The organism is Amycolatopsis sp. NPDC034160 (assembly GCF_055575355.1).
In genome coordinates, this window is record NZ_JBVISU010000001.1 from 834,602 (window position 1) to 857,107 (window position 22,506).

Here is a 22,506-nt window from a genome sequence, read left to right on the forward strand (position 1 = left end):
GGTCTCTTCCATCTTCCCCCCCTTCGGTGCCGGGGTGTTTCGGTTTGTTTGGGGTTTTTTTTTGTTTCTCCCCCCCAACCCCCCCCCCACGACCACCTGGACCGGCCGCTAGTCTTCGCGGCCCAGGCCCGAGTTTCAGCGGGGGAGCATCGGCATCACGTAGTACGTGAGGTCCACCTCGCCCGGCTCGACCGACCGGATGACGCAAGCCCGCATCCCGGGCTGGATGTCGAGCCGGACCCGATCGCCCGCGAAACCCTGGAGCGCGTCCAGCAGGTAGCGCGCCTGGAACGAGGGTGACGTCCGGCCGCCGGAGACCTCGGCCTTCAACGTCTCCTCGGCCTCACCGGTGTCCTGTTTCGCACTGGCGAGCCGCAGGTGCGCATCGCCGACCTCCAGCGTCAGCACCCGGCGCTCGTCCGCGTAGACGCCCACCCGGCGAACGGCGGCGGCCAGCGCGTCGGCGGCGACCTCGACCGACGTGTCCACTGTGGACGACTCGATCAGTTTCTCCGACAGGAATCCCGCGTCGAGTACGGCGGTGGTGACGGCGACGCCCGCCCAGCTCAGCCCGAAGCGGGTCCCGTCGCCGTGCAGGCCGACGGTGCCTCGCGCCTGCTTCGCCGTCTCGGCCAGCAGACCGGCCGGGACGAGTGCGTCGATCGGCTCGCCGCCGGAGCGCAGCGGCAGGGTGGCCACGGCCATCCGGTACCGGTCGGACGCGGTCAGCCGCAGTTCGCGACTGAAGCTCTGGACGCGGACGCCGGTGAACATCGGCAGCGCGTCGTCCTTGGCCGCCGTGCCCGCGACCGTGCGCAACGCGGTCACCAGCGCGTGACCGTCCACTTCGGACACCTTGGGTGGCATCTCCGGGAGTTGCAGTTCGCGGCTCAGCAGCGGAAGCGCGAAGCGGCCGCCTTCGACTCGCACGGCCAGCCGCGAGCCCTCGACGACCAGGCGCACCAGGTCGTCGTCGAGCATGCGCAACGTCTCCGCGAGCGGCCCGGCAGGGACGAGGACTTCACCGTCCGTGTGGACCGTGGCGTCACAGGTCAGGCGGACCGCTCGTTCGCTGTCGCTGCCGCCGACGGTCAGCCCGTCGCGCCGGGCGCGCAGGAGCAGGCCGGACCGGGCGGGCAGCAATTTCGCGGCGGCGGAAACGGCGGCGGAGAGGGAGCGGGTGGCGGCGGTCAGGTCCATGCCCGCAAGTTAGCGGGCGGCACCGACAAGTTCGGGAGCCTCGGCGACGGCCTCGGACGGCTTCGGGCGGAAAGTGCCGCGCAGCAGCCAGACCACGGCGGCGAGCGCGAAGCCGACACCGCCGGCGGCGAGGAACGCCGCTTCGGTGCCCGCGTGCTCGACGAGGTAACCGCTGATCGACTGCCCGAACGCGAGACCGAGGGTCACCGCGGTGAGCACCCAGCCGAACGCCTCGGCCGCGGTGCCCTTCGGCGCGGCGATCTCGATCGCGGCCGAATGCGTCGTCGACTGCGGCGTGATGAGCGCGCCTGCCGCGAGCATGGCGAGCGCGAGGCCCCACAGTGACCCCGGCAGCGCGAGCAGCGCCACCAACGCGCCGAACGTGGCCAGCAGGACCGGCAGCCGCAGGCCCATCTGCCGCGGCCACGGGCGCAGGCTGTACGCGACGCCGAACGCGACCGAGCTGACCGACCAGGCCGAAAGCAGCAGTCCGCCGATCGAGGTGTTCCCGGCCTCGGTGGCGGCCGCCGGGACGGCGACCTCGACGAAGCCGATGACGGCACCGAAGCCCAACGCGGCGAGGGCGAGCGTACGCATGCCCGGGCTGGCCAGCGCGCCGAGCAGTTTGCCGCCCGTCGACGGCGACGGACCCCAGGCCCGCACGGTCGGATTCAGCGCGAACAGGACCGCGCCCGCGATCATGGTCAGCGCGCCGGTCACGATGCCGGTGCCCGCCCACGGCGCGGCGATCAGCAGACCCGCGAAACCCGGGCCGAGGATGAAGAAGACCTCCATGCTGATGGCCTCATACGAGAACGCGGCGTTCCGCGTCGGCCCGGCGGGCAGGAGCCGTGTCCACAGCGCCCGCGAGGCCGAACCGACCATCGGCTCGGTGATCCCGGTGCCGAAGGCGAGCGGGACCAGCGCGAGCGTCGGCGCGTGCGCCTCGATCGCGAACACCAGGCCGGTCATCGCCAGCGCGAAGAGCACCGTCGTCATCAGCAGCGGCCGCGTCGGCCCGAAACGGTCGATGAGCCGCCCCTGCACGACCGCGCCGACCGAAACGCCGACCAGCGACCCCGCCGACACCAGCCCGGCCGAGGCGAAGGAGCCCGTCTCGCGCTGGACGTAGAGCAGCGCGGAAATGCCGATCATCGCGATCGGCAGGCGGGCGAGCAGGGACGCGATGACCGCCCCGCGGGACCCGGGCGCGGTCAGCGCGGCTCGGTAGTCGGCGAGGGAGGTGCGGTGGCTCTCGGAGTGTTCGGACACAGACTGGGACACGCGTACCAGTATGCCTACTTTGGTACGCGAGTACCAGATCTCCGGCGGTAAGGTTTGTCACCCTCGCGTTCTGGGTATTACGCGTCTTGAGCGCCCCCGGTTCATCTCGATCAGGTAACAGTCGGCCGATTATGGGGCATTCGGGGCAACAAATGGCCCCAGATGGCGTCCTTGAGGGTGAAAGAACTTGAGTTCACGGCCGACGGCCGTGGATGGTTGTACGACAGCACGCAGTCTCCAGCTCCCTCCGGCGTACGGGTCGGGGCCTTGTTCCGGAGGGCGGGGAGCGCGGATCGTCGGGGGATGGTCCGCGCACAGCGAAGAGCCGGTGCGCCACGTCGGGGGTGGCGCCCGGCTCTTCGTTGTCTCTCCCGCGCTTGGTCACCCGGATGCAATGAAGGGGCCTTTCATCGCGAATTTTGCGATGAAAGGCCCCTTCATTGCACGCGGAGCAAGGGACTAACGGGCGCGGCGAGCCAAGCGCTCCGGGTCCAGGATCAAGACGCTCTTGCCTTCGAGCCGAAGCCAGCCACGGTGCGCGAAGTCGGCGAGAGCCTTGTTGACGGTCTCGCGCGAGGCGCCGACGTACTGGGCGATCTCTTCCTGCGTCAGGTCGTGGGTGACCCGCAGCAGACCGGCTTCCTGGCTGCCGAAGCGCTGCGCGAGCTGCAGCAGCGCGCGCGCCACGCGACCGGGGACGTCGGTGAAGATCAGCTCGGCGACCATGTTGTTCGTCCGGCGCAGCCTGCGGGCGACGACCCGCAGTAACTGCTCGGCGATCTCGGGGCGCGTGGAGATCCACTGCCGCAGCGCCGGGCGGTCCATCGTCACCGCGCGGACCTCGGTCACGGTCGTCGCGCTGGACGTCCGCGGGCCGGGGTCGAAAATGGACAGCTCGCCGAACATGTCGGACGGGCCGAAGATGCCCAGCAGGTTCTCGCGGCCGTCGGGTGACTTGCGGCCGATCTTCACCTTGCCGGATTGGATGATGTAAAGCTTGTCGCCGGGTTCACCCTCGTTGAAGATGACATGCCCGCGAGGAAACTCCACGGATTCCAAGGTCTGTGCCAGCGCCTCGGCGGCTGCCGGCTCAACACCCTGGAAAATGCCCGCTCGGGCCAGGGTTTCGTCCACCTCGGGTGCCTCCTCATCGAGAAACGACGCCGACCCCCTCGTTGCCGGGGCTCGTGTCGCCGATCACTTTTCGCGTCAGTCTAGGGCGTGCTGGCGAGATCGCCCGTCGGCTCGCCGCAGGCGCGTCCGGGCCGGGAACGATCTCGCTCGAACGTGGAGCCTAACTCCGCACGCGTCGCGCGCGTAGCCTGGCCGCCTTCCCGCCCAGCCTGCGCAGCCGGAACAGCTCGAGCGCGCGCCCGATGCCGTGCCCGTAAAGGGCCCTGACCTCGTTGGGCTGTGCCTGCTCGAGGAACTCCTCGACTTCGTTCTCCTGCACCGCGACGTGCTTGAGCCTGGTCTCGACGCGTTCCATGAACAGCGCGAAGAACATGATCACCAGCGGGACCAGGATGACGAACCAGACTGTCATGAGCCCTGCCCTGGGAATTCCGAAAAACTGTGCATTACTCCAGATCCTCGCTCATGGCGTCCTCGATCGAAGCGCCGAGGTGGTGCTCTGGCGTGTCGGGCGTCGACCGGTGGGTGCTCCCACTGGCTCGTCCGATGGCGCCCGTAGGCTATCGGGGTGCCTCCTGCCCCTGCCAATGCCCCCCGCGCGGGGGGCAAGGGTGAAAGCCGGCTCGCGTTGGTGAGACGCGCCAGGCGGATGAAGCGTTGCCTCGACGACGAGTTCCCGGACGCCCACTGCGAGCTTGACTTCACCACTCCGCTGGAACTGCTGGTCGCGGTCGTGCTGTCGGCGCAGACCACCGACGTCCGCGTGAATCAGGTCACTCCCGCGCTCTTCGAGCGCTACCGGACCGCCGCCGACTACGCCGCCGCCGATCGCGCCGAACTCGAGGAGTACCTCCGGCCGACGGGGTTCTTCCGGGCCAAGGCGAACTCGGTGATGGGGCTGGGCGCGGCGCTGGTGGAGCGCTACGACGGCGAAGTCCCCGGCAAGTTGAAGGAACTCGTGACGCTGCCCGGTGTCGGCCGCAAGACGGCCAACGTCGTGCTCGGTGACGCCTTCGGTGTCCCCGGGATCACCGTCGACACCCATTTCGGGCGCCTGGTCCGCCGCTGGGGCTGGACCGAGGAGGAGGACCCGGTCAAGGTCGAGCACGCCGTCGGCGAGCTGATCCCGCGCAAGGAGTGGACGCTCCTCTCGCATCGGACGATCTTCCACGGCCGCCGCGTCTGTCACGCCCGCAAACCGGCCTGTGGCGCCTGTCCGCTGGCGAAGATGTGTCCCTCGTACGGAACCGGCCCGACCGAGTTCGAAGAAGCCGCGAAGCTGGTCAAGGGTGAAGAACGCGAGCACATCCTGGATCTGGCGGCGCGCCGGTGACCAAGGTCACCAAGCTGGCCCTCGGCGCCGCCGTGCTGGTGGCGGCCCTGATCGTCGCGCTGCTCACGGCCCGTGACGACCAGGGGCCGGTCAAGACGTCGGGGGACCTCACGGCGGCCCGTGCGCAAGCCGCGCTCGCCGCTTGCCCGCCGCCCGGGCCGGGCGAGGTGGCGAAGCTGCGCGGGGTCGACGTCGAATGCCTCGGCGACGGCTCGCGCGTCGACCTCGCCAGGGCGCTTTCGGGCGGTCCCGTGCTGGTCAACCTGTGGGCGTCGTGGTGCCAGCCGTGCCGCGGCGAGCTGCCCTTGCTCCAGGAGTACGCGGCTCAGCCCGGCGCCGCCCGCGTGCTGCTCGTCCAGGTCGCGAGCTCCGGGGCCGACGGGCTGGCGATGCTGGCCGAGCTGGGTGTCCGGCTGCCTTCCGTGTTCGACGGTGACGGGCAGTCAGGGCCCGTGCGGACGGCACTGAAGGTCCCTTCCTCCCTCCCCGCGACGTACCTGGTCACGGCGGGCGGGGCGGTCCGGCTCATCGAGAACCCACGCGTCTTCATGAACACTGAGCAGGTGCGCGCCGCAGTGGAAGGGACACCATGACCGGCCCTCTCGTGGACCCGGAAGCAGTGCCGGCCTGGTTGCAACCGCTGGTGAAGATCAGCCGGGACGTCGGCGCCGAAACGTTCAGCCGGTTCAGCGTGCCGCCGAACGCGAGCTATCGCCCGGCGTCCGTGCTGATGCTCTTCGGCGAAGGCCCGCAGGGGCCGGACGTCCTGCTCCAGCGCCGTGCCGACACCCTCGGCTCCCATGCCGGTCAGGTCTCCTTCCCCGGCGGAGGCGCTGAGCCGGGCGATGACGGTCCGGTCGCCACCGCCCTGCGCGAGGCGGAGGAAGAGACCGGCGTCGAGCCTTCCGGCGTGCTGCCGGTGGCGATCTTCCCCGAACTTTTCGTGCCGGTGTCCGGATTCGCCGTGACGCCGGTGCTCGCCTACTGGCGGACGTCGTCCCCGGTGCACGCCGTCGACCCCGGCGAGACGGCGGCGGTGGCCAGGGTGCCGGTCGCCGAACTCACCGATCCGGCCAACCGGTTCCAGGTCGAACGCAAGGGTTTCGGCTGGAAGGGGCCCGCGTTCGACGTCGGCGAGCTGTTCGTCTGGGGCTTCACGGGCGGGCTGCTCGCGATGACGTTGTCGCTCGGTGGCTGGGAACGCGAATGGGACCACGGCGACGTCCGGGACCTTGACGTAGCGTTGGCCGAACATCAGGCGCGGGTCGACGGGCGGCAAGTGCCGGAGAAGGAGTAGGCGCCGTTGAACTGGGTTGACATACTGGTGATCCTGCTCGCCCTCCTGGCCGGTGTGTCCGGTGCGTTCCAAGGGGTGATCATCGCCCTCCCCTCGCTGGTCGGGGTGGTGCTGGGCGCGCTCGCGGGGATCAAGATCGCGCCGCTGGTCGTCGAACTGTTCCAGCATCCGGCGGCGAAGGTCGCCTTCGCGGTGGCGACCGTGGTGTTCCTGGTCGCGCTCGGCGAGACCCTCGGCGTCTGGACCGGACGGAAACTGCGCCAGAAGATCAACCCGGACAAGCTTTCCGGCGTCGACAAGACCCTCGGCGCGGTGGTGCAGGCCGGGGTGGTGTTCGTGGTCGCGTGGCTGATCGCGACGCCGCTCACAGCGGTTTCCGGGGTGCCTGGCCTGGCGAAGTCGATCAACAGTTCGGTCGTGCTCGGCGAAGTGAACAACGTCATGCCCGAGGCGGCACAGGGCTTCCCGAGCGAACTGCGCAAACTGCTGGACGCGTCCGGTTTCCCGTCCATTGTGGACCCGTTCCAGAAGCCGAACGTCGAGGACACCGGCCCGCCGGACACCGCGCTGCAGGCGAGCGAGATCGTCAAGCAGGTGCACGGCAGCGTCGTGAAGATCCGGGGCAACGCGACTTCGTGCTCCCGGGCGCTGGAGGGCAGCGGATTCGTCATCGCGCCGCAGCGCGTGATGACCAACGCGCACGTCGTCGCGGGCACCGACGAGGTCGCCATCGAGTCCACCTCGGGCAAGTTCGCGGCCCGCGTCGTCTACTTCGACCCCGAAGCCGACGTGGCCGTGCTCGCCGTGCCGAGGCTGCAAGCGGCGGTGCTCCCGCTGGCGCCCCGGGTCGCGAGGGCGGGCGACAACGCGATCGTGCTCGGCTACCCGCTCGACGGCCCGTACACCGCGACGCCCGCCAGAGTGCGCGGCCGGATCAACCTGCGCGGACCGGACATCTACGAGGCCAACACCGTGCAGCGCGACGTGTTCACCGTGCGCGGGCAGATCCGCAGCGGTAACTCCGGCGGACCGATGATCGACCCGGACGGTCAGGTCATCGGGGTGGTCTTCGGTGCGGCCGTCGAGGATCCCGAGACCGGGTTCACGCTGACGTCGGAACAGGTCAAGCCGGTGGTGGACACGGCCGCGGCGCTGAGCGCGAACACGTCGACCGGCCCCTGCGCGAACTAGCCCGGCTCTCGGTTTGCGCGGGGCGGACGGTCAGGAGTCCGAAGCGAGGCCGCTGCGCCACTCGGCCAGCGTCTCCTCCACGTCCAGTGGACGCGCCCGCAGCACCGGACCGCCCGCCGGACGCCGATGCTCGGCGCGGATCCGTTCGTTCAGGTCTTCGACGATCTCCCGCACCCGGGCCTCGCGACGCACCTTCGCCAAGGTGTCCGGCAGGTCGTCGAGTTCCTTGGCGATCGCCAGCGAAGGCGGCAGCAGCGCCGAAACGTCGTGGCCCTCACTACGGACCTTGTTCACCACCCAGGCGAGCGCGGTGTCCCCGTCATCGGTCTTCGGCAGCGGTTTTCCCGCGCCGGGCAGGTTGTCGAACTCGCCCTTCGCCTCGGCCGCGCTGATCTGCCGGTCGACCCAGGACTCGAACGACACGCCCGTCGGTTTGCGTTCGGTCATGCCTCCAGGATACGGAGAAAGTCCGCTAGAGCGCCCGAAGTGCGCTCCGGCGCCTCCAGATGCGGGAAGTGCCCGATTCCGGGCCAGCGCTCGAGCCGCGCTTCGGGCGCCCAGCGCCGCGACGCCGCCGCGGTCTCGGGCAGGACGCATCGGTCGTCCTCGCCGTGCAGCTGCAGCACTCGGGCGGCGAAGCGGCCTCGCAGTGCGTCGCTGAACCGGCGGCCTTCGCCGCGGAACTGAGCACGGAACGCCCATCGGTAGTACTCGAGCGCGCTGTGCGGCACGCCCGGCACGAGCATCGCCTGCCGGAACGTCTCGACGGTGTCGGCGAAGTCCGCGGTCTCCGTCCACTGTGGACCGGACCAGGCGCGGAACAGCTCCTCGACGGCGAGCGCGTCATCCTTGACCAGCCATTTTTCCGGCGCCATCGGTAACTGGAAGCGCAAGAGATGTCCTGACGCGCGCAGCTGTGCCGGCCTTCGCACGGCCCGGCGCAACGCCAGCGGATGCGCGCCGCCCAGCACGCTCACGGAGGAGACCAGCCGGGGATGCAGCGCGCCCACCGTCCACGCCAGCATCCCGCCCCAGGCATGTCCGACAAGGTGGGCCTTGCGCGCGCCCAGCGATTTGATCAGCCCGCCGACATCGCCCGCGAGTGTCCAGGCGTCATAGCCGCGCGGAGGTTTGTCGGAGTCGCCGTAGCCGCGCAGATCCACCGCGACCGCGCGGAAACCGGCATCGGCGAGTGATCTCAGCTGGTGATGCCAGGTCCACCAGAACTCGGCGAATCCGTGCAGCAGCAGGACCATGGGTCCGTCGCCGAGTTCGGCGACGTGCAGCCGGATGCCGTTCGCCGAAACGTCACGATGGGTCCACGGACCGTCGATCCGGACGATCGACGGATCCGGCGTCGCCTGCACCGCCTCGAAAACCCGTCAGCTGTGGTCGGCGGGGGAGTCGTCGCGGTGCGGCTTGAACGCGGCGGCGGTGTCCTTGAAGCTGTTGATCGTGCGCTCCGGCGCCTTGATCTTCTTCACCTTGCGGTAGCCGAGGAATCCCGCGACCGCGGTCGAGACGAGCATCAGCCCGAACACGATCAGGAACGCCGCCCAGCGCTGCAGGAACTCCGACAGCAGTTCGCCGAGGAAGAAAAAGAAGAAGAACGAGCTGTACAGCCCGATGACCAGCGCGACCAGGAAGAAGATGGCGCCTTTGAGGCCCTTCTTCGCCTCCGCGACGACCTCGGATTTGGCCAGCTCGACTTCGGCGCGGATCAGCGTCGAGACGTGTTGTGTGGCGTCGCCGACGAGCTTCCCGAGGGACTGCTCGCTCGCTACCACGTCGTCATCGCTCGACAGGGGGAGGTAGGGCACGGCCCCCACGCCGTCGGGGCCGGTGCGTTCGTGCTTGGGGCTGCTCACACCGGTCATCGTGCCACGTGCCCTCATCCTGGGCGCGGCGGACCGGCGAGTGTCGCGCTCTCAATCCTCCTGAGCGTGGACACGGCTCCGATGCAGCAGCAGACCGGCACCCGCCAGCGAGGCGACGGCGGAGGAGATCAAGACGGCCATCTTCGCGAGCTCGACGGCTTCCCCCTCGAGCGCGAGATCGGCGATCAGCAGGCTCACCGTGAACCCGACGCCGCCGAGCATCGACAGCGCGCCGATGTCCCGCCAGCCCATACCTCTGGGTTTCTCCGCGAGCTTGAACTTCACCGCGAGCAGGCTGGCGCCGAAGATCCCGAGCAGCTTCCCGCCGACCAGCCCGACCAGGATGGCCAGCGGCAACGCCGTGGTGAACACCTGGCCGAGCGACTCACCGTCCACCTTGATCCCCGCCGCGAACAGCGCGAACAACGGCACCGCGACCGCGGCCGACCACGGCTGGAGCCGATGTTCGAGCCGGATGGCGGGCGCGTGCTCTTCGCCCTCGTCGGCGCGGACGCGGGTGAGCAGACCGAGCGCGACGCCGGCGATGGTGGCGTGGACGCCCGCCGAGTGCACCGCGACCCAGGTGATCAGCGCCAGCGGGACGTAGATCCAGGCACTGCGGACGCGGCGCTTCTGCAGGTAGGCGTACAACGCCAGCGCGACGACGGCGACGCCGGCGGCGACGAGGTCGAACTTCGCGGTGAAGAGGATCGCGATGACGAGGATCGCGCCGAGGTCGTCGACCACCGCCAGCGACAGCAGGAAGACCCGGGCGCTGCTCGGCAGGTTCGACGCGGTCAGCGCGAGCACGCCCAGCGCGAAGGCGATGTCGGTGGCGACCGGGATGGCCCACGCGCGTTCGATGCCCGGCGTCCCCCAGCCGACGGCGAGCGCGACCAGCGCCGGGACGATCATGCCGCCGATCGCGGCCACCACCGGCAGGATCGCCTGCTTGAACCGGGAAAGTTCGCCGACCACCAGTTCGCGTTTGAGTTCGAGGCCCGCGACGAAGAAGAACAGCGCGAGCAGACCGTCCTTGGCCCAGTCACCGATCGTCAGGTTCAGGTGGAGGAATTCGGGCCCGAGCCGGAAATCGCGGATCGCGCGGTAACTGTCGTCGATGGGCGAATTCGCCCAGAGCAAGGCGATCGCGGTGGCCCCGAGCAGGATCATCCCGCCGGTGGTTTCGGTGCGGAGATAGCGGGCGAAGTCGGCGACGACGGCTTTCGCGGGGCGGTTGGGACCGCTGGTCACGGCATCCTCCGGATTTGGGCAACACGAATACTGTTGCCGACCAGACTTCCCGGCGCACCTTGACGCGATTTTAACGCTTCTAGCTGCGGAAATCTCGCCTTCATGACTGTTGCCACAAGATCACTACGGACGTCGGTGTCCCGTCCACATCTTGGGCTTCTAGCATGTCAACTGAAAACGACAACGATGTCTTCGATAAGGACGGCATGGTGAGTACCTCTACCGAGGTCCAGCAAGACACGAGGTTCTTCGGGCACCCACGAGGGCTGGCGAACCTCTTCGGCGTCGAGATGTGGGAGCGCTTCTCGTTCTACGGGATGCTCGGCATCCTCCCCATCTACCTCTACTACGAAGTCAGCCAGGGCGGCCTCGCGTTGCCGAAGGCCTCCGCGCTCGGCATCGTCGGCGCGTACGGCGGCATGGTCTACCTGTCGGCGGTGATCGGCGCCTGGGTCGCGGACCGCGTGCTCGGCTCCGAACGGACGCTGTTCTACAGCGCGATCCTGATCATGGTCGGGCACATCAGCCTCGCGCTGCTGCCGGGTCTCGCCGGTATCGGTGTCGGTCTCGTCTGTGTCGCCGTCGGCAGTGGCGGGCTGAAGTCCAACGCCACCGCCATCGTCGGCACGCTGTACGCGAAAGGCGACGAACGCCGCGACGGCGGTTTCACGATCTTCTACATGGGCGTGAACATCGGTGGCTTCGTCGGGCCGCTGCTGACCGGGCTCGCGCAAAGCGAGATCGGCTTCCACGTCGGCTTCGGGCTCGCCGCGATCGGGATGGCGCTCGGCCTGATCCAGTACACGATCGGCCGCAAGAACCTCGGCGACAAGGCGAGCGAGATCCCGAACCCGCTGCCCGCGTCGCAGCGGCCACTGGTCTACGGCGGCACCGCGGTGGGTGTCGCGGCGATCGTGCTTCTGGTGGTCTTCGGTGTCATCAACCCGGCGAACCTGGTCGACATCGTCGTCGGGGCCGTCGCGGTCATCTCGGTCATCTACTTCGTGGTGATCATCAGCAGCAAGAAGATCACCGCCGACGAACGCAGCCGGGTGTACTCGTTCATCCCGATGTTCATCGCCAGCGCGGCGTTCTTCTCGCTGTACCAGCAGCAGTTCACCGTCGTCGCGGCCTACACCGACGAGCGGCTGAACCGCACCATCTTCGGATGGGAGATGCCGGTGGCGTGGGTCAACTCGATCAACCCGGTGTTCATCATCCTGTTCGCGCCGGTGATCGCGGCGATCTGGACGAAACTCGGCCCCAAGCAGCCGTCCTCGCCGATCAAGTTCGTGCTCGGCACCGTCGCCATGGGTTTGGCGTTCCTGTTGTTCCTCCCCATGGTCGGCAGCGGCAAGAACGCGAGCCCGCTGCTCGCGCTGGCCGGCATCCTTTTCGTGTTCACCATGGCGGAACTGATGCTCTCGCCGGTCGGTCTTTCGCTTTCGACCAAACTCGCGCCGGAGGCGTTCCGGACGCAGATGGTGGCGCTGAACTTTCTGTCCATTTCGCTCGGCACCGCGATGTCCGGGAAGCTCGCCGAGTACTACTCGGTGGACAACGAAGCGCCGTACTTCAGCATCGTGGGCGGAGTGGCCATTGTGGTCGGTGTGGCGCTTCTGGTGGCGACGCCGATGATCCGCAAGCTCATGAAGGGCGTTCACTGACCCGAAGTACATGAAGGCCCCCTTCATTGCGCCCAGCGCCATGAAGGGGGCCTTCATGTATCTGGAACCGGGAGCCGATTCCGCGGGACTTCCCGCCGGTCGTCTACCTGCCCTGCGTACGACGAGGGATTGGAGAACCCGGCCGCCCGGGCGGAACTGGGCACGGACGCCTCCCTGCGCCGGTTCACCCCACGCTGACGCCGAAAAGCACACCGACGTAGTACGTCACGAGCATCGTCAGCGCGCCGACGCCGACGTTCCTCGCGATCGCCCGGCCGATCCGGGCGTCGCCGAGTTTCGCGCTGATGAACCCGGTCAGCGCCAGCCCGACCACCACCGCCGCCGCGCACGCCCAGACCCGCGCCGAAGTCGACGTCCACAGGATCGACAGCAGTGGCAGCAGCGCGCCGACCGTGAACGCCACCAGCGACGCCCACGCCGCCTGCCACGGACTGGTCAGATTGTCCGGATCGATGCCGAGTTCGGCTTCGGCGTGTGCCTGCAGAGCGTCCTTTTCGGTCAGCTCGCGGGCGACCTCGGCGGCGAGTTCCGGGGAAAGGCCCTTCGACTCGTAGATTTCCGCCAGTTCGCGTTCTTCGGCCTCGGGCGCCTCTTTCAGTTCGCGCTTTTCCAGCTGCAACTGCGCGCGTTCGGTATCGCGCTGAGTGCTGACCGAGACGTATTCGCCGCCCGCCATCGAAAGCGCGCCCGCGACCAGACCCGCGATTCCCGCCGTCGCGATCGTGGTGGAGTCGGTGGTCGCACCCGCGACGCCGACCACGATGCCGGCGACCGACACGATCCCGTCGTTCGCCCCGAGTACCCCGGCACGCAACCAGTTCAGCTTGCTTCCGAGGCCCGCGTGCGGTTCGTGCGGATGCGAAGTCGATACGGTCTCGGTCACCGTTTCAGTGAAACACAAAGAACGGTATCCGGCGAGTGAAGACACTTTCGGTAAATAGAGGCAATCCTTATTGACTATTGCCTTGCCTAACTCTTCGGCTAAGTTGTGCCGATGGCCGAGGTGGTGGTCCTGATCGGACTTCAGGCGTCCGGGAAGACGACGTTCTTCCAGCTCATGTTGGCGGGCACGCACGTCCACGTCAGCAAGGACACCTTCCCCAACGCCCGCCGCCCGCAGGCGCGGCAACTGAGGATGCTGGCCGAGGCGCTCGACGAGGGACGCTCGGTGGTGGTCGACAACACCAACCCTTCACCGGAGGAATGGGCGCCGCTGATCGAGGTGGCGAGGCGGTACGGCGCGCGGGTCGCCGGGTACTGGTTCCCGCCCGACCTCGCCGGGTCGCAACGGCGCAACGCGCTCAGGGTGGGAAAAACCCGGGTGCCGGACGTCGGTCTGTATGCCACGCTCAAGCGCCTGCGGCCACCTGGCGCCGAGGACGGGTTCGACGAGCTGTACACCGTCGGTTTCGACGGCGATGGCGGTTTCGTCGTGGAGCGGAGGTGACTGTGGAGGCCGTCGGTTTCGAGGCACGGCAACGGGAACGGGAGTGGTTCCACGGCCTGACCGTGCCCCCGGGTTCGTGGACGGTGCTCCGGGTGGACGGTCGCGGCTTCTCCCAGTTCACCGAAGCGCGGTTCGAGAAGCCGTTCGATCCGCGGTTCAGCGCGTTCATGGTCGAGACGGCTCAGGCGTTGATGGCGGAATTCGCCGCGCCGTACGTCTACACCGAGAGCGACGAGATCTCGATCCTGCTCGACCCCGCCGCCGACCTGTTCGGCCGTGGCGTCGAGAAGCTCGTGTCGATCTCCGCCGGGGTCGCGTCGGCGGCGTTCACGCACGCGGCCGGGGTGCCCGCGCACTTCGACGGACGGATCTGGCTCGGCACGACGCCGGACGACGTCGTCGACTATTTCTCGTGGCGCCAGTCGGACGCGACGCGTTGTGCGCTCAACGGCTGGTGTTACTGGACCCTGCGCCAGGCCGGGAAATCGGCGCGGGAAGCGGGTGACGTCCTGGAAGGCGCGGGCATCCCCGAAAAGAACGAGCTGCTCTACGCGCACGGCATCAACTTCACCGAGCTGCCCGCCTGGCAGCGGCGCGGCGTCGGGCTGTTCTGGGAGACCTACGAGCGCACGGGATTCGATCCGGTGCGCGAAAGGGAGGTCGCCGCGACCCGCCGCCGCGTCCGCGTCGAGCGCGAGTTGCCGATGAAGGACGAGTACCGCGCCTTCCTCGGCGAACTGCTTCAGCCGATCGGTTCGGGCAGCCGCCGCACCCGGTAGGCGAGGTCGATGGTCTCGCCGGTCGCCGGGTCGCCCAGTTCCACGCGCCAGGAGTCGGCGAACTGATCGACGCCAGGCACCATCGGGATCGTCCCGGAGATCAGCACGGTGCCCGGGGCGTGCAGGCCGCGTTCGCGCAGCACGTCCAGCCAGTACGACGGCGGCAGCAGTTCCGCGAGTTTTCCTTGCTGGATCAGGGTTTCCCCGGCCCAGGCGGACAGCGTGAGGTCGTCGAGCCGATCCTGGACGTCGACAAGGCGCCAGGCCTTGGCGGCGAGCACGTCGGGGCCGGCGTTCTTGCTCCACGCGACGCCGTGCGCTTCGAGCGCGCGGTCGGTGTGGTCGCAGGCCGCGGTCAGGAGCACGTCCTCGGGCGCGGGGCCGGTGATGACGATGGCCCATTCGGCCTCGCCGGAGGTCCGCTCGTGCTGCACGGGGACCTCTTCGGTCTGGCTCGCCAGGTACGGCGCGACCGGGTAGAGCGCCGGGATCACCGAGGGCGCGGGGACGCCGAGTTCGGCCAGTTCGGCCACGTGGGCGGCGACGTCCTCCTGGCTGCGACCGGCATATCCGGCGTTCAGCAGCGTGTGGACCTCGGTCCGCCGCTCCTGGCCGTCGGGAAGGGTGAAACGCAGCTCAGGCATCTGTCCTCCGCGATTGGGGGTTGCGCATACGCCTTGTATACAAGGAGTATATCCGCAATTCAACCCCTCCCGGCGGGGTTGAGGACCTCGAACGGACGGGATGTGGACATGACTTCACCAGCCGGTGACCGGCGCTCGCTGCACAAGGCCTTCGCGGCCAGCCTCTCGGGAACAGCGCTCGAGTGGTACGACTTCGCGGCCTACTCGGTGGCGGCCGCGACGATCTTCGGGCACCTCTTCTTCCCCTCGGAGGACCAGCTCGCGAGCACGATGGCGGCGTTCTCCACCTACGCGGTCGGTTACCTCGCCCGGCCGCTCGGCGGGTTCTTGTTCGGCCGCCTCGGCGACGTGCTGGGCCGCAAGCGCATCCTGGTCATGACGCTCGTGCTCACCGGCGTCGCGACGTTCCTCATCGGTGTCCTGCCCACGTACGAGACCATCGGCGGCTTCGCGGCCGTGCTGCTCGTCGCGCTGCGGTTCGCGCAGGGGGTCGGCATCGGCGGCGAGTGGGGTGGCGCGGTTCTGCTGTCGAGTGAGTTCGGGGATCCGAACAAACGCGGGTTCTGGGCGTCGGCCGCGCAGATCGGCCCGCCCGCGGGCAACCTGCTCGCGAACGGCGTGCTGGCCGTCCTCGCCGCGCTGCTCACCGAGGACCAGTTCAACAGCTGGGGCTGGCGGATCGCGTTCCTGCTGTCGGGCGCGCTGGTCGGCTTCGGCCTGTGGATCCGGCTCAAACTGGAGGAAACGCCGGTCTTCAAGCAGATCCAGGAACGCGGTGAGCGTTCGTCGGCGCCGATCTCCGAGGTCTTCCGCACCGAACGCCGCGCGCTGGTCGCGGCCGTGCTGATCCGCGTCTGCCCGGACGTGCTGTACGCGCTGTTCACCGTTTTCGTCCTCACCTACGTCACCACGCACACCGGCCTCTCGCGCGGCGCCGGGCTGGCCGCGGTGATGATCGGCTCGGCCTTCCAGCTGGTGCTGATGCCGCTGTTCGGCGCGCTGTCGGACCGGATCTCACGGCGCAAGATGTACCTGTTCGCGACCATCGCGGCCGGGATCTGGCCGTTCGTGTTCTTCCCGATGGTCAGCGGCGGTTCGTTCTTCATGCTGGCGACCGGCATCGTGCTCGCGCTCGTCATTCACGCGGCGCTCTACGGCCCGCAGGCCGCGCTCGTCACCGAGCAGTTCTCGCCGCGCCTGCGCTACACCGGCAGTTCGCTGGCCTACACCCTCGCCGGGGTCATCGGCGGGGCGCCCGCGCCGCTGCTGTTCACCGCGTTGCTCGCCGGCTACGACACCTGGGTCGCGATCGGCGTCTACCTGCTCGCGACGGCCGTCGTCAGCATCATCGGCGTGCTGCTCGCCCGCGACCCGGACCGCGAGGAGACGCTGGAGCCGGAGCCCGCGCGATGACCTGGACGCCGATGTCCACAGTGGAGGGTCTGCCGCTGATCGGCGGGCAGGGCCGGTTCCGGACGCTCGCGCGGGCGGAAGGGGGTTTGGCGTACGAGATCCGCTACCCGGCGGGCGTCGCTTCCCCGGTGCACAGTCACGATCACGACAGCATCGTGTACCTGCTGTCGGGTTCGCTGCGGGGAACGCTCGGCGGCCGGGAGGTCGCGCTCGAAGCGGGCGGGACGATCGCCCACCCGCGTGGTGTCCCGCACAGCGTCGAGGCCATTGTGGACAGTAAGTGGATCGAGTTCAAGACTCCGCTGCCTTCGCGGCCGCCGATCGGCGGGTAAAGAAACCGGGGCGGACACTGATATCCAGCGTCCGCCCCGGTCGGGAGGAAAGTCTTACGCGTCCAGCTCGGCCAGCGCCAGCTTCGCCTTCTCCAGCTCGGCTTCGAGCTGAGCGACCTTCGCGGCCTGCAGCTCGCGGGCGGCGTTGATGACCTCGTCGATCGGGCCCGACAGGTCGGCGTGCAGTTCCTTGGCGGCGCGGGACACGGCCGCGGCCGGGATCTCTAGGCCCTTCGCGACCCACTTGGCGCCGTTCTTGAGCTCGGCCTGCCACTCGCCGTCGGCGGTGCCGGTGACCGTGAGGGTCAGCTCGACGGTACGGGTCTTCTTCGCCGTCGTGGCGACCTTCGGGCGGCCACGCTTGGGCTTGGGGGACTCCGCCACCTGATCGTCGGAAGCCGGGGCCTCGTCGGACTTCGGGGCGTCGGCCGTTTCGGGAGTCTCGGCCTGGGATTCGGCCGGGGTCTCGGTGGCCTCCGCCTGCGGCGTCGAGTCGACGGGCGCTTCGGTAGCCGCTTCTTCGGACGCGGCGTCAGTGCGCGTCAAGGCATCCACGGTCATCGTCGGTGTCGTCTCCTTGCCCGGGTATGGGGTGGTACCCGGCACATCCTAGAACAGGCGTTCGAGTGAGGCGCGCTGGGGTGTGCTAAGGCGTGTCGGACGCCATGAAAGGTCCTTTCCTTGCAAAATTTGCAAGGAAAGGACCTTTCATGGCGCGCGCGGAGGGCTACTCCTCGGTCTTGCCCGACTTCAGACCTGAAGAGATCAGGTCCATCACCGACGAGTCGGCCAGCGTGGTGACGTCGCCGACCTGGCGGTTCTCGGCGACATCGCGCAGCAGGCGGCGCATGATCTTGCCGGACCGCGTCTTCGGCAGCTCCTGCACGACCAGGATCTGCCGCGGCTTCGCGATCGGTCCGATCTCCTTGGCGACGTGGTCGCGCAGCTCCTGCACGGCCTTGTCGCCGCCGTCCACCGCGTTGCCGCGCAGGATGACGAACGCGACGATGCCCTGTCCGGTGGTGGGGTCGGTCGCGCCGACGACGGCGGCCTCGGCGACCGTCGGGTGCGAGACCAGCGCGGACTCGACCTCGGTGGTCGAGATGCGGTGCCCGGACACGTTCATCACGTCGTCGACGCGGCCCAGCAGCCAGATGTCGCCGTCGGCGTCGTACTTCGCGCCGTCACCGGCGAAGTAGTAGCCCTGGTCAGCGAAGCGCGACCAGTACGTCTCGCGGAAACGATCCTCGTCGCCCCAGATGCCGCGCAACATCCCCGGCCACGGCTTGTCGAGCACCAGGTAGCCGCCGCCACCCTTGCCGACCTCGACGCCCTGGTCGTCGACGACCTTCGCCGAGATGCCCGGCAGCGCCTTCTGCGCCGAACCCGGCTTCGTGGCGGTGACGCCCGGCAGCGGCGAGATCATGATCCCACCGGTCTCGGTCTGCCACCAGGTGTCGACGATCGGCGCGGAGTTCGCGCCGACGTTCTCGCGGTACCAGATCCACGCTTCGGGGTTGATCGGCTCGCCGACGCTGCCGAGCACGCGCAGCGATGAGAGGTCGTACTTCTGCGGGATCTCGTTGCCCCACTTCATGAACGTGCGGATCAGCGTGGGCGCCGTGTAGTAGATGGAGACCTTGTGCTGCTGCACGATCTCCCAGTGGCGGCCCTCGTGCGGGGTGTTCGGCGTGCCTTCGTAGACGACCTGGGTCGTCCGGTTCGCCAGCGGCCCGTACACGATGTAGGTGTGCCCGGTGATCCAGCCGATGTCGGCGGTGCACCAGTAGACGTCCTCGCCCGCCTTGTGGTCGAAGACGTTGTGGTGCGTGTACGCCGCCTGGGTCAGGTACCCGCCGGAGGTGTGCAGGATGCCCTTCGGCTTCCCGGTGGTACCGGAGGTGTAGAGGATGAAGAGCGGGTGCTCGGAGTCGAACGCCTGCGGCGCGTGCTCCGCGGACTGGCCGTCGACCAGCTCGTGCCACCAGAGGTCGCGGCCTTCGGTGATGGGCACCTCGTCGCCGGTGCGGCGGACGACGATGACCTTCTCGACCGATTCGGCGCCTTCGAGCGCTTCGTCGACGTTCACCTTCATCGGGGCGGCTTTGCCGCGGCGGTACTGGCCGTCGGTGGTGATGACGACCTTCGCCGCCTGGTCGTCCACACGGGAACGCAGTGCTGTCGGGGAAAAACCACCGAAGACGACACTGTGCAGAGCGCCGATACGGGCACACGCGAGCATCGCGAAGATCGCTTCGGGGACCATCGGCATCTGGATGGCGACCCTCTCGCCCGAAGTGATCCCGAGGGACTCGAAAGCGTTCGCGGCCTTGGAAACCTCGTCCTTCAGTTGCGCGTAGGTGATGTCGCGGCTGTCACCGGGCTCGCCGACCCAGTGGATCGCGACCTGCTCACCGTGACCGTCCGCGACGTGGCGGTCGACGCAGTTGTAGGCGACGTTCAGCTTGCCGCCCACGAACCACTTCGCGAACGGCGCATTGGTCCAGTCCAGTACCTGTGACCACTTCGTGTCCCAGTGGAGGCGCTCCGCCTGCTTGGCCCAAAACGCTTCCCGGTCGGCGTCGGCTTCGGCGTAGAAGTCGGCGGTGGCATTCGCTTGCGCGCTGAAGGTCTCACTCGGGGGGAAGGTCCTGCTCTCCGTGAGCAAATTGTCCAGCGCCGGCGACTGCTCGGTCATGGTGCGATGCCTCCTGTGATTCGCGTGTCTTCACGCCCGTTGGCACGCTATCGACGTTACGACGCGAAGTAAAAGGTTGCATCGCGGCTGCGCGCGGTGTTCACACGCTTGAGGACAAAGCGGTACGGACCGCAGGCCATTCTGGTCCGGTGAGGGAGTAGACGACGGTGTCGCGGATGGTTCCGTCCGGCCGGACGCGGTGCGCGCGCAGGATGCCTTCCCGTTGCGCGCCGAGGCGTTCGATCGCGCGTTGCGACTTCAGGTTGCGGATGTCGGTCTCCCACGCGACGCGGTTGGCGCCGAGGCCGTCGAAAGCGTGGCGCAGCAACAGGAGTTTCGCTTCTCGGTTGAATCCGGTCCGCTGCCAAGCGGAACCGATCCAGGTGTGGCCGATGGACAGGATCCGGTGGCGCGCGTTCAGCGCGTAGAACGACGTCGTGCCCGCGACCTCGCCCGTGCGCGCGTCGATCTGTGCCCAGGTGCGGCGATCCGGGTCGGCGAGGATGTCCTCGACCATCGCTTCGGCCGCGGGGAGGTCCTCCGGGCGCCGGAGACTGAGCCAGGTCCAGATCGCCGGGTCGGCCCCGGCTTCGAACAGGCCCTTCGCGTGGTCACGGGTGAGCGGTTCGAGACGGACGCGTTCGCCGACCAGGGTCGCGTGGTCGTTCCAGTCGTTCACGAGCTTGACGGTACGACCAGCTAATGGCCTTACTGGATAGCCAGTTTCGAAGCATTCGAGAAGGCCACTAGGTCGTTGCCTATGCTCGCGGGAACGATCGAGAAGGCGAGGCGGCATGGCCGAGGAGCGGGAAGAGCTCACCTGGGAGTTGTTCGGGTCGGCCAGCAGGGATCTGGCGCAGGCCGTGGCCGACGACGGCTTCGAACCGGACCTGATCCTGTCGATCGCGCGCGGCGGGCTGTTCGTCGCCGGCGCGCTCGGCTACGCGCTGGACGTGAAGAACCTGCACGTGATGAACGTCGAGTTCTACACCGGCGTCGATCAGCGTCTCGACCTGCCGGTGATGCTGCCGCCGGTGCCGAACGTCGTCGACCTGACGAAGAAGAAGGTGCTCGTCGCCGACGACGTCGCGGACACCGGTGCGACGTTGAAGCTGGTCCGCGACTTCTGCGCCGACCACGTCGCCGAGGTGCGCTGCGCGGTCGTCTACGAGAAGCCGCGCTCCGAGGTCAAATGCGAGTACGTCTGGAAGCACACGGATCTGTGGATCAACTTCCCGTGGTCGGTGCAGGCGCCCGTGGTGCGGCGCGCCGGACAGGTGCTGGACGCATGACGGATCCCTTGAAGCCGCTGCTGGACCTCGAAGGCGTCGCGGCGGCCTCGAAATCGGCTCAGGACGCGGTGTTCGCCGTCCACCGGCTGCCCGCCAACCTTCGCGGCGGCGCGGCGACGGCCTCCGAAGCGTCCGTGCGGGCGGCGCGGGCATCGGCCGGTATCGAAGGCGCCACGCCCGAACTGCCGGAATCCGGCGAGGTGACCGATCCGGTACTGACGGGCGCGTTGCGGGTCGCGGAAGCGTTGGAGGGACTGCTCCCGGCATGGCGGCGCGCGCCGTTGCAGGCGTTGGCGAGGCTGCACGTGCTCGCCGCGTCGGATCTGGTGTCGGACCTCGACGCGCTGGGACGGCCGCGCTCGTCCGCCGACGTCGGGCCGCGGCTGGAGATGCTGGCGCAACTGGTCACCGGCGCGACGTCGGTGCCAGGACCGGTGCTGACCGCGGTCGTACACGGGGAACTGTTGGCACTGCGGCCTTTCGGCTCCGCGGACGGGGTCGTCGCGCGGGCGGCGGCCCGGCTTTCGGCGGTGGCGACGGGGCTGGATCCGAAGGCGCTGACTGTTCCCGAGGTCGCGTACTTCCGACGCGTGCCGAAGTACCTCGAAGCCGCTTCGGCCTTCGCTGAAGGAACTCCGGAGGGCGTCCGGGCTTGGCTGCTCTTCTCCTGCGAAGCGTTCGAAGCCGGTGCCCGCGAGGCGAAGTCGATCTCGGACGCCGCCGGCTGACCCGCATTTCGTCCTCTAAACGCGGTACTTGCGTGGGCAACTACCGCATTGAGAGGACGAAATGCATGGGTGTGGGGAGCGCACACGAGACCTCGTGCAGGTGTAGTGCGTAGCCACATGGCTTGAGTGCCCCCGGCGACCTAATGTCGTCGGGCATGAGTGGTGCGTATCACAGCGAGCTGGCCGGGAAGTCGGCGCTGGTCACGGGGGCGGCGAGCGGCATCGGCCTGGCCTGCGCCGAGGCGCTCGCCGAAGCCGGGGCCAAGGTCCATCTCGTCGACATCGACGACGCCGTCGAGAAGGCCGCGGCCGACGTCAACGGCATCGCGCACGTCATCGACCTCACCGACGACCAAGCCATCGAGACCCTCCCGGCCGAGATCGACATCCTCGTCAACAACGCCGGTTTCCAGCACATCGCGCCCATCCACGAGTTCCCGCCGGAGATGTTCGTCCGGCTCCAGACGCTCATGGTCACCGCGCCCTTCCTGCTCATCCGCCGCGTGCTGCCGAGCATGTACGAACGCGGCTGGGGGCGCGTCGTCAACATGTCCAGCGTCCACGGCCTCCGCGCGAGCCCGTTCAAATCCGCGTACGTCACCGCGAAGCACGCCCTCGAAGGCCTCTCCAAGGTCACCGCGCTCGAAGGCGCGGAACACGGCGTGACCAGCAACTGCGTCAGCCCCGGTTACGTCCGGACGCCGCTGGTCACCGGACAGCTCCAGGCGCAGGCCGAAGAACACGGTCTCGAACGCGACGCCGTCATCGAACAGGTCCTGTTGCGCCGTTCGGCGATCAAGCGGCTGATCGAACCGGCCGACGTCGCCGCGTGCGTGCTCTGGCTGTCCGGCGACCACGCCGCCCATGTCACCGGTACCTCGATCCCCCTCGACGGCGGCTGGACCGCCGCGTGAA

25 protein-coding genes are annotated in these 22,506 nt (G+C 68.6%); 12 read left to right on the forward strand and 13 right to left on the reverse strand.

All coding sequences use genetic code 11. The features are described from left to right. Positions 1 to 135: 135 nt before the first annotated feature. From dnaN to ACZ54P_RS04140, 4 genes are all read right to left on the reverse strand, one after another. Positions 136 to 1,200 carry a DNA polymerase III subunit beta gene (dnaN, locus tag ACZ54P_RS04125; RefSeq protein ID WP_465460056.1) on the reverse strand — a complete coding sequence of 355 codons (1,065 nt, stop codon included), beginning with the start codon at positions 1,198 to 1,200 and terminating at the stop codon, positions 136 to 138. Between the two features lie 9 nt (positions 1,201 to 1,209). Next, complete coding sequence (locus tag ACZ54P_RS04130) at positions 1,210 to 2,484, reverse strand: MFS transporter (RefSeq protein ID WP_465460057.1); 1,275 nt, start codon at positions 2,482 to 2,484, stop codon at positions 1,210 to 1,212. 459 nt (positions 2,485 to 2,943) lie between these two features. Beyond that, positions 2,944 to 3,618: a Crp/Fnr family transcriptional regulator gene (locus tag ACZ54P_RS04135; RefSeq protein ID WP_003081747.1), complete on the reverse strand. Its 675-nt coding sequence runs from the start codon at positions 3,616 to 3,618 to the stop codon at positions 2,944 to 2,946. A 160-nt stretch (positions 3,619 to 3,778) separates the two neighbouring features. Further along, positions 3,779 to 4,030, reverse strand: a complete 252-nt coding sequence (locus ACZ54P_RS04140; protein WP_005166943.1) for a hypothetical protein — start codon at positions 4,028 to 4,030, stop codon at positions 3,779 to 3,781. Positions 4,031 to 4,267: 237 nt separating this feature from the next. On the opposite strand from ACZ54P_RS04140, the gene nth reads away from it, so the two are divergent. From nth to ACZ54P_RS04160, 4 genes are read left to right on the forward strand one after another with little or no spacing between them, the layout of a single operon-like run. Beyond that, the gene (gene nth / locus ACZ54P_RS04145; protein WP_465460239.1) at positions 4,268 to 4,951 is read left to right on the forward strand and encodes an endonuclease III; all 684 of its coding nucleotides are present in this window, start codon (positions 4,268 to 4,270) and stop codon (positions 4,949 to 4,951) included. Further along, positions 4,948 to 5,544 (forward strand): TlpA family protein disulfide reductase, encoded by a 597-nt coding sequence (locus ACZ54P_RS04150; protein WP_465460058.1) that lies wholly within the window; start codon positions 4,948 to 4,950, stop codon positions 5,542 to 5,544. Before nth ends, ACZ54P_RS04150 begins: the two co-directional genes overlap by 4 nt. Beyond that, on the forward strand, positions 5,541 to 6,248 hold the full coding sequence (locus ACZ54P_RS04155) for an NUDIX hydrolase (RefSeq protein WP_465460059.1): 708 nt from the start codon (positions 5,541 to 5,543) through the stop codon (positions 6,246 to 6,248). The genes ACZ54P_RS04150 and ACZ54P_RS04155 overlap by 4 nt, the downstream gene beginning before the upstream one ends. 6 nt (positions 6,249 to 6,254) lie before the next feature. Next, the gene (locus ACZ54P_RS04160; protein WP_465460060.1) at positions 6,255 to 7,439 is read left to right on the forward strand and encodes a MarP family serine protease; all 1,185 of its coding nucleotides are present in this window, start codon (positions 6,255 to 6,257) and stop codon (positions 7,437 to 7,439) included. 30 nt (positions 7,440 to 7,469) lie between these two features. Here the strand turns inward: ACZ54P_RS04160 and ACZ54P_RS04165 are convergent, their stop codons facing one another. The 4 genes from ACZ54P_RS04165 to nhaA are packed head-to-tail and all read right to left on the reverse strand — an operon-like array spanning position 7,470 to position 10,570. Continuing rightward, on the reverse strand, positions 7,470 to 7,886 hold the full coding sequence (locus tag ACZ54P_RS04165) for a DnaJ family domain-containing protein (protein WP_465460061.1): 417 nt from the start codon (positions 7,884 to 7,886) through the stop codon (positions 7,470 to 7,472). Further along, positions 7,883 to 8,806, reverse strand: coding sequence for an alpha/beta fold hydrolase (locus ACZ54P_RS04170; RefSeq protein WP_465460062.1), 924 nt, complete (start codon positions 8,804 to 8,806; stop codon positions 7,883 to 7,885). Before ACZ54P_RS04170 ends, ACZ54P_RS04165 begins: the two co-directional genes overlap by 4 nt. A gap of 15 nt (positions 8,807 to 8,821) precedes the next feature. Continuing rightward, complete coding sequence (locus ACZ54P_RS04175; protein ID WP_465460063.1) at positions 8,822 to 9,316, reverse strand: phage holin family protein; 495 nt, start codon at positions 9,314 to 9,316, stop codon at positions 8,822 to 8,824. 51 nt (positions 9,317 to 9,367) lie between these two features. Further along, the gene (gene nhaA, locus ACZ54P_RS04180) at positions 9,368 to 10,570 is read right to left on the reverse strand and encodes a Na+/H+ antiporter NhaA (protein WP_465460064.1); all 1,203 of its coding nucleotides are present in this window, start codon (positions 10,568 to 10,570) and stop codon (positions 9,368 to 9,370) included. Positions 10,571 to 10,776: 206 nt separating this feature from the next. On the opposite strand from nhaA, the gene ACZ54P_RS04185 reads away from it, so the two are divergent. Beyond that, positions 10,777 to 12,237, forward strand: a complete 1,461-nt coding sequence (locus ACZ54P_RS04185; protein WP_465460065.1) for a peptide MFS transporter — start codon at positions 10,777 to 10,779, stop codon at positions 12,235 to 12,237. Positions 12,238 to 12,421: 184 nt separating this feature from the next. Here the strand turns inward: ACZ54P_RS04185 and ACZ54P_RS04190 are convergent, their stop codons facing one another. Continuing rightward, positions 12,422 to 13,141 carry a VIT1/CCC1 transporter family protein gene (locus tag ACZ54P_RS04190; RefSeq protein WP_465460066.1) on the reverse strand — a complete coding sequence of 240 codons (720 nt, stop codon included), beginning with the start codon at positions 13,139 to 13,141 and terminating at the stop codon, positions 12,422 to 12,424. Between the two features lie 111 nt (positions 13,142 to 13,252). Between ACZ54P_RS04190 and ACZ54P_RS04195 the strand changes: the two genes are divergently transcribed. Both ACZ54P_RS04195 and ACZ54P_RS04200 read left to right on the forward strand, forming a co-directional pair. Further along, positions 13,253 to 13,705, forward strand: a complete 453-nt coding sequence (locus ACZ54P_RS04195) for an AAA family ATPase (RefSeq protein ID WP_465460067.1) — start codon at positions 13,253 to 13,255, stop codon at positions 13,703 to 13,705. Next, positions 13,702 to 14,484 (forward strand): tRNA(His) guanylyltransferase Thg1 family protein, encoded by a 783-nt coding sequence (locus ACZ54P_RS04200; protein WP_465460068.1) that lies wholly within the window; start codon positions 13,702 to 13,704, stop codon positions 14,482 to 14,484. Before ACZ54P_RS04195 ends, ACZ54P_RS04200 begins: the two co-directional genes overlap by 4 nt. Here ACZ54P_RS04200 and ACZ54P_RS04205 read toward each other — a convergent pair. Next, on the reverse strand, positions 14,448 to 15,128 hold the full coding sequence (locus ACZ54P_RS04205; protein WP_465460069.1) for a DUF2848 domain-containing protein: 681 nt from the start codon (positions 15,126 to 15,128) through the stop codon (positions 14,448 to 14,450). The genes ACZ54P_RS04200 and ACZ54P_RS04205 overlap by 37 nt on opposite strands. A 108-nt stretch (positions 15,129 to 15,236) precedes the next feature. Between ACZ54P_RS04205 and ACZ54P_RS04210 the strand changes: the two genes are divergently transcribed. Both ACZ54P_RS04210 and ACZ54P_RS04215 read left to right on the forward strand, forming a co-directional pair. Beyond that, positions 15,237 to 16,541, forward strand: coding sequence for an MFS transporter (locus ACZ54P_RS04210; protein WP_465460070.1), 1,305 nt, complete (start codon positions 15,237 to 15,239; stop codon positions 16,539 to 16,541). Next, entirely contained in the window at positions 16,538 to 16,873 is a 336-nt protein-coding gene (locus ACZ54P_RS04215) for a cupin domain-containing protein (protein WP_465460071.1), read from the forward strand. The genes ACZ54P_RS04210 and ACZ54P_RS04215 overlap by 4 nt, the downstream gene beginning before the upstream one ends. A 54-nt stretch (positions 16,874 to 16,927) precedes the next feature. Here ACZ54P_RS04215 and ACZ54P_RS04220 read toward each other — a convergent pair whose 3' ends face one another. The 3 genes from ACZ54P_RS04220 to ACZ54P_RS04230 form a co-directional block, all read right to left on the reverse strand. After that, positions 16,928 to 17,434: a DUF6319 family protein gene (locus tag ACZ54P_RS04220; protein ID WP_465460072.1), complete on the reverse strand. Its 507-nt coding sequence runs from the start codon at positions 17,432 to 17,434 to the stop codon at positions 16,928 to 16,930. Between the two features lie 166 nt (positions 17,435 to 17,600). Beyond that, positions 17,601 to 19,571 carry an acetate--CoA ligase gene (gene acs, locus ACZ54P_RS04225; protein WP_465460073.1) on the reverse strand — a complete coding sequence of 657 codons (1,971 nt, stop codon included), beginning with the start codon at positions 19,569 to 19,571 and terminating at the stop codon, positions 17,601 to 17,603. 100 nt (positions 19,572 to 19,671) lie between these two features. Continuing rightward, positions 19,672 to 20,250: a GNAT family N-acetyltransferase gene (locus ACZ54P_RS04230; protein ID WP_465460074.1), complete on the reverse strand. Its 579-nt coding sequence runs from the start codon at positions 20,248 to 20,250 to the stop codon at positions 19,672 to 19,674. Positions 20,251 to 20,365: 115 nt separating this feature from the next. Between ACZ54P_RS04230 and ACZ54P_RS04235 the strand changes: the two genes are divergently transcribed. The 3 genes from ACZ54P_RS04235 (at position 20,366) to ACZ54P_RS04245 (ending at position 22,505) form a co-directional block, all read left to right on the forward strand. Then, positions 20,366 to 20,863, forward strand: coding sequence for a phosphoribosyltransferase (locus ACZ54P_RS04235; protein ID WP_465460075.1), 498 nt, complete (start codon positions 20,366 to 20,368; stop codon positions 20,861 to 20,863). Continuing rightward, positions 20,860 to 21,591 (forward strand): Fic family protein, encoded by a 732-nt coding sequence (locus ACZ54P_RS04240; protein ID WP_465460076.1) that lies wholly within the window; start codon positions 20,860 to 20,862, stop codon positions 21,589 to 21,591. Before ACZ54P_RS04235 ends, ACZ54P_RS04240 begins: the two co-directional genes overlap by 4 nt. Before the next feature lie 155 nt (positions 21,592 to 21,746). Next, the gene (locus tag ACZ54P_RS04245) at positions 21,747 to 22,505 is read left to right on the forward strand and encodes a 3-hydroxybutyrate dehydrogenase (RefSeq protein ID WP_465460077.1); all 759 of its coding nucleotides are present in this window, start codon (positions 21,747 to 21,749) and stop codon (positions 22,503 to 22,505) included. Position 22,506: the final 1 nt, after the last annotated feature.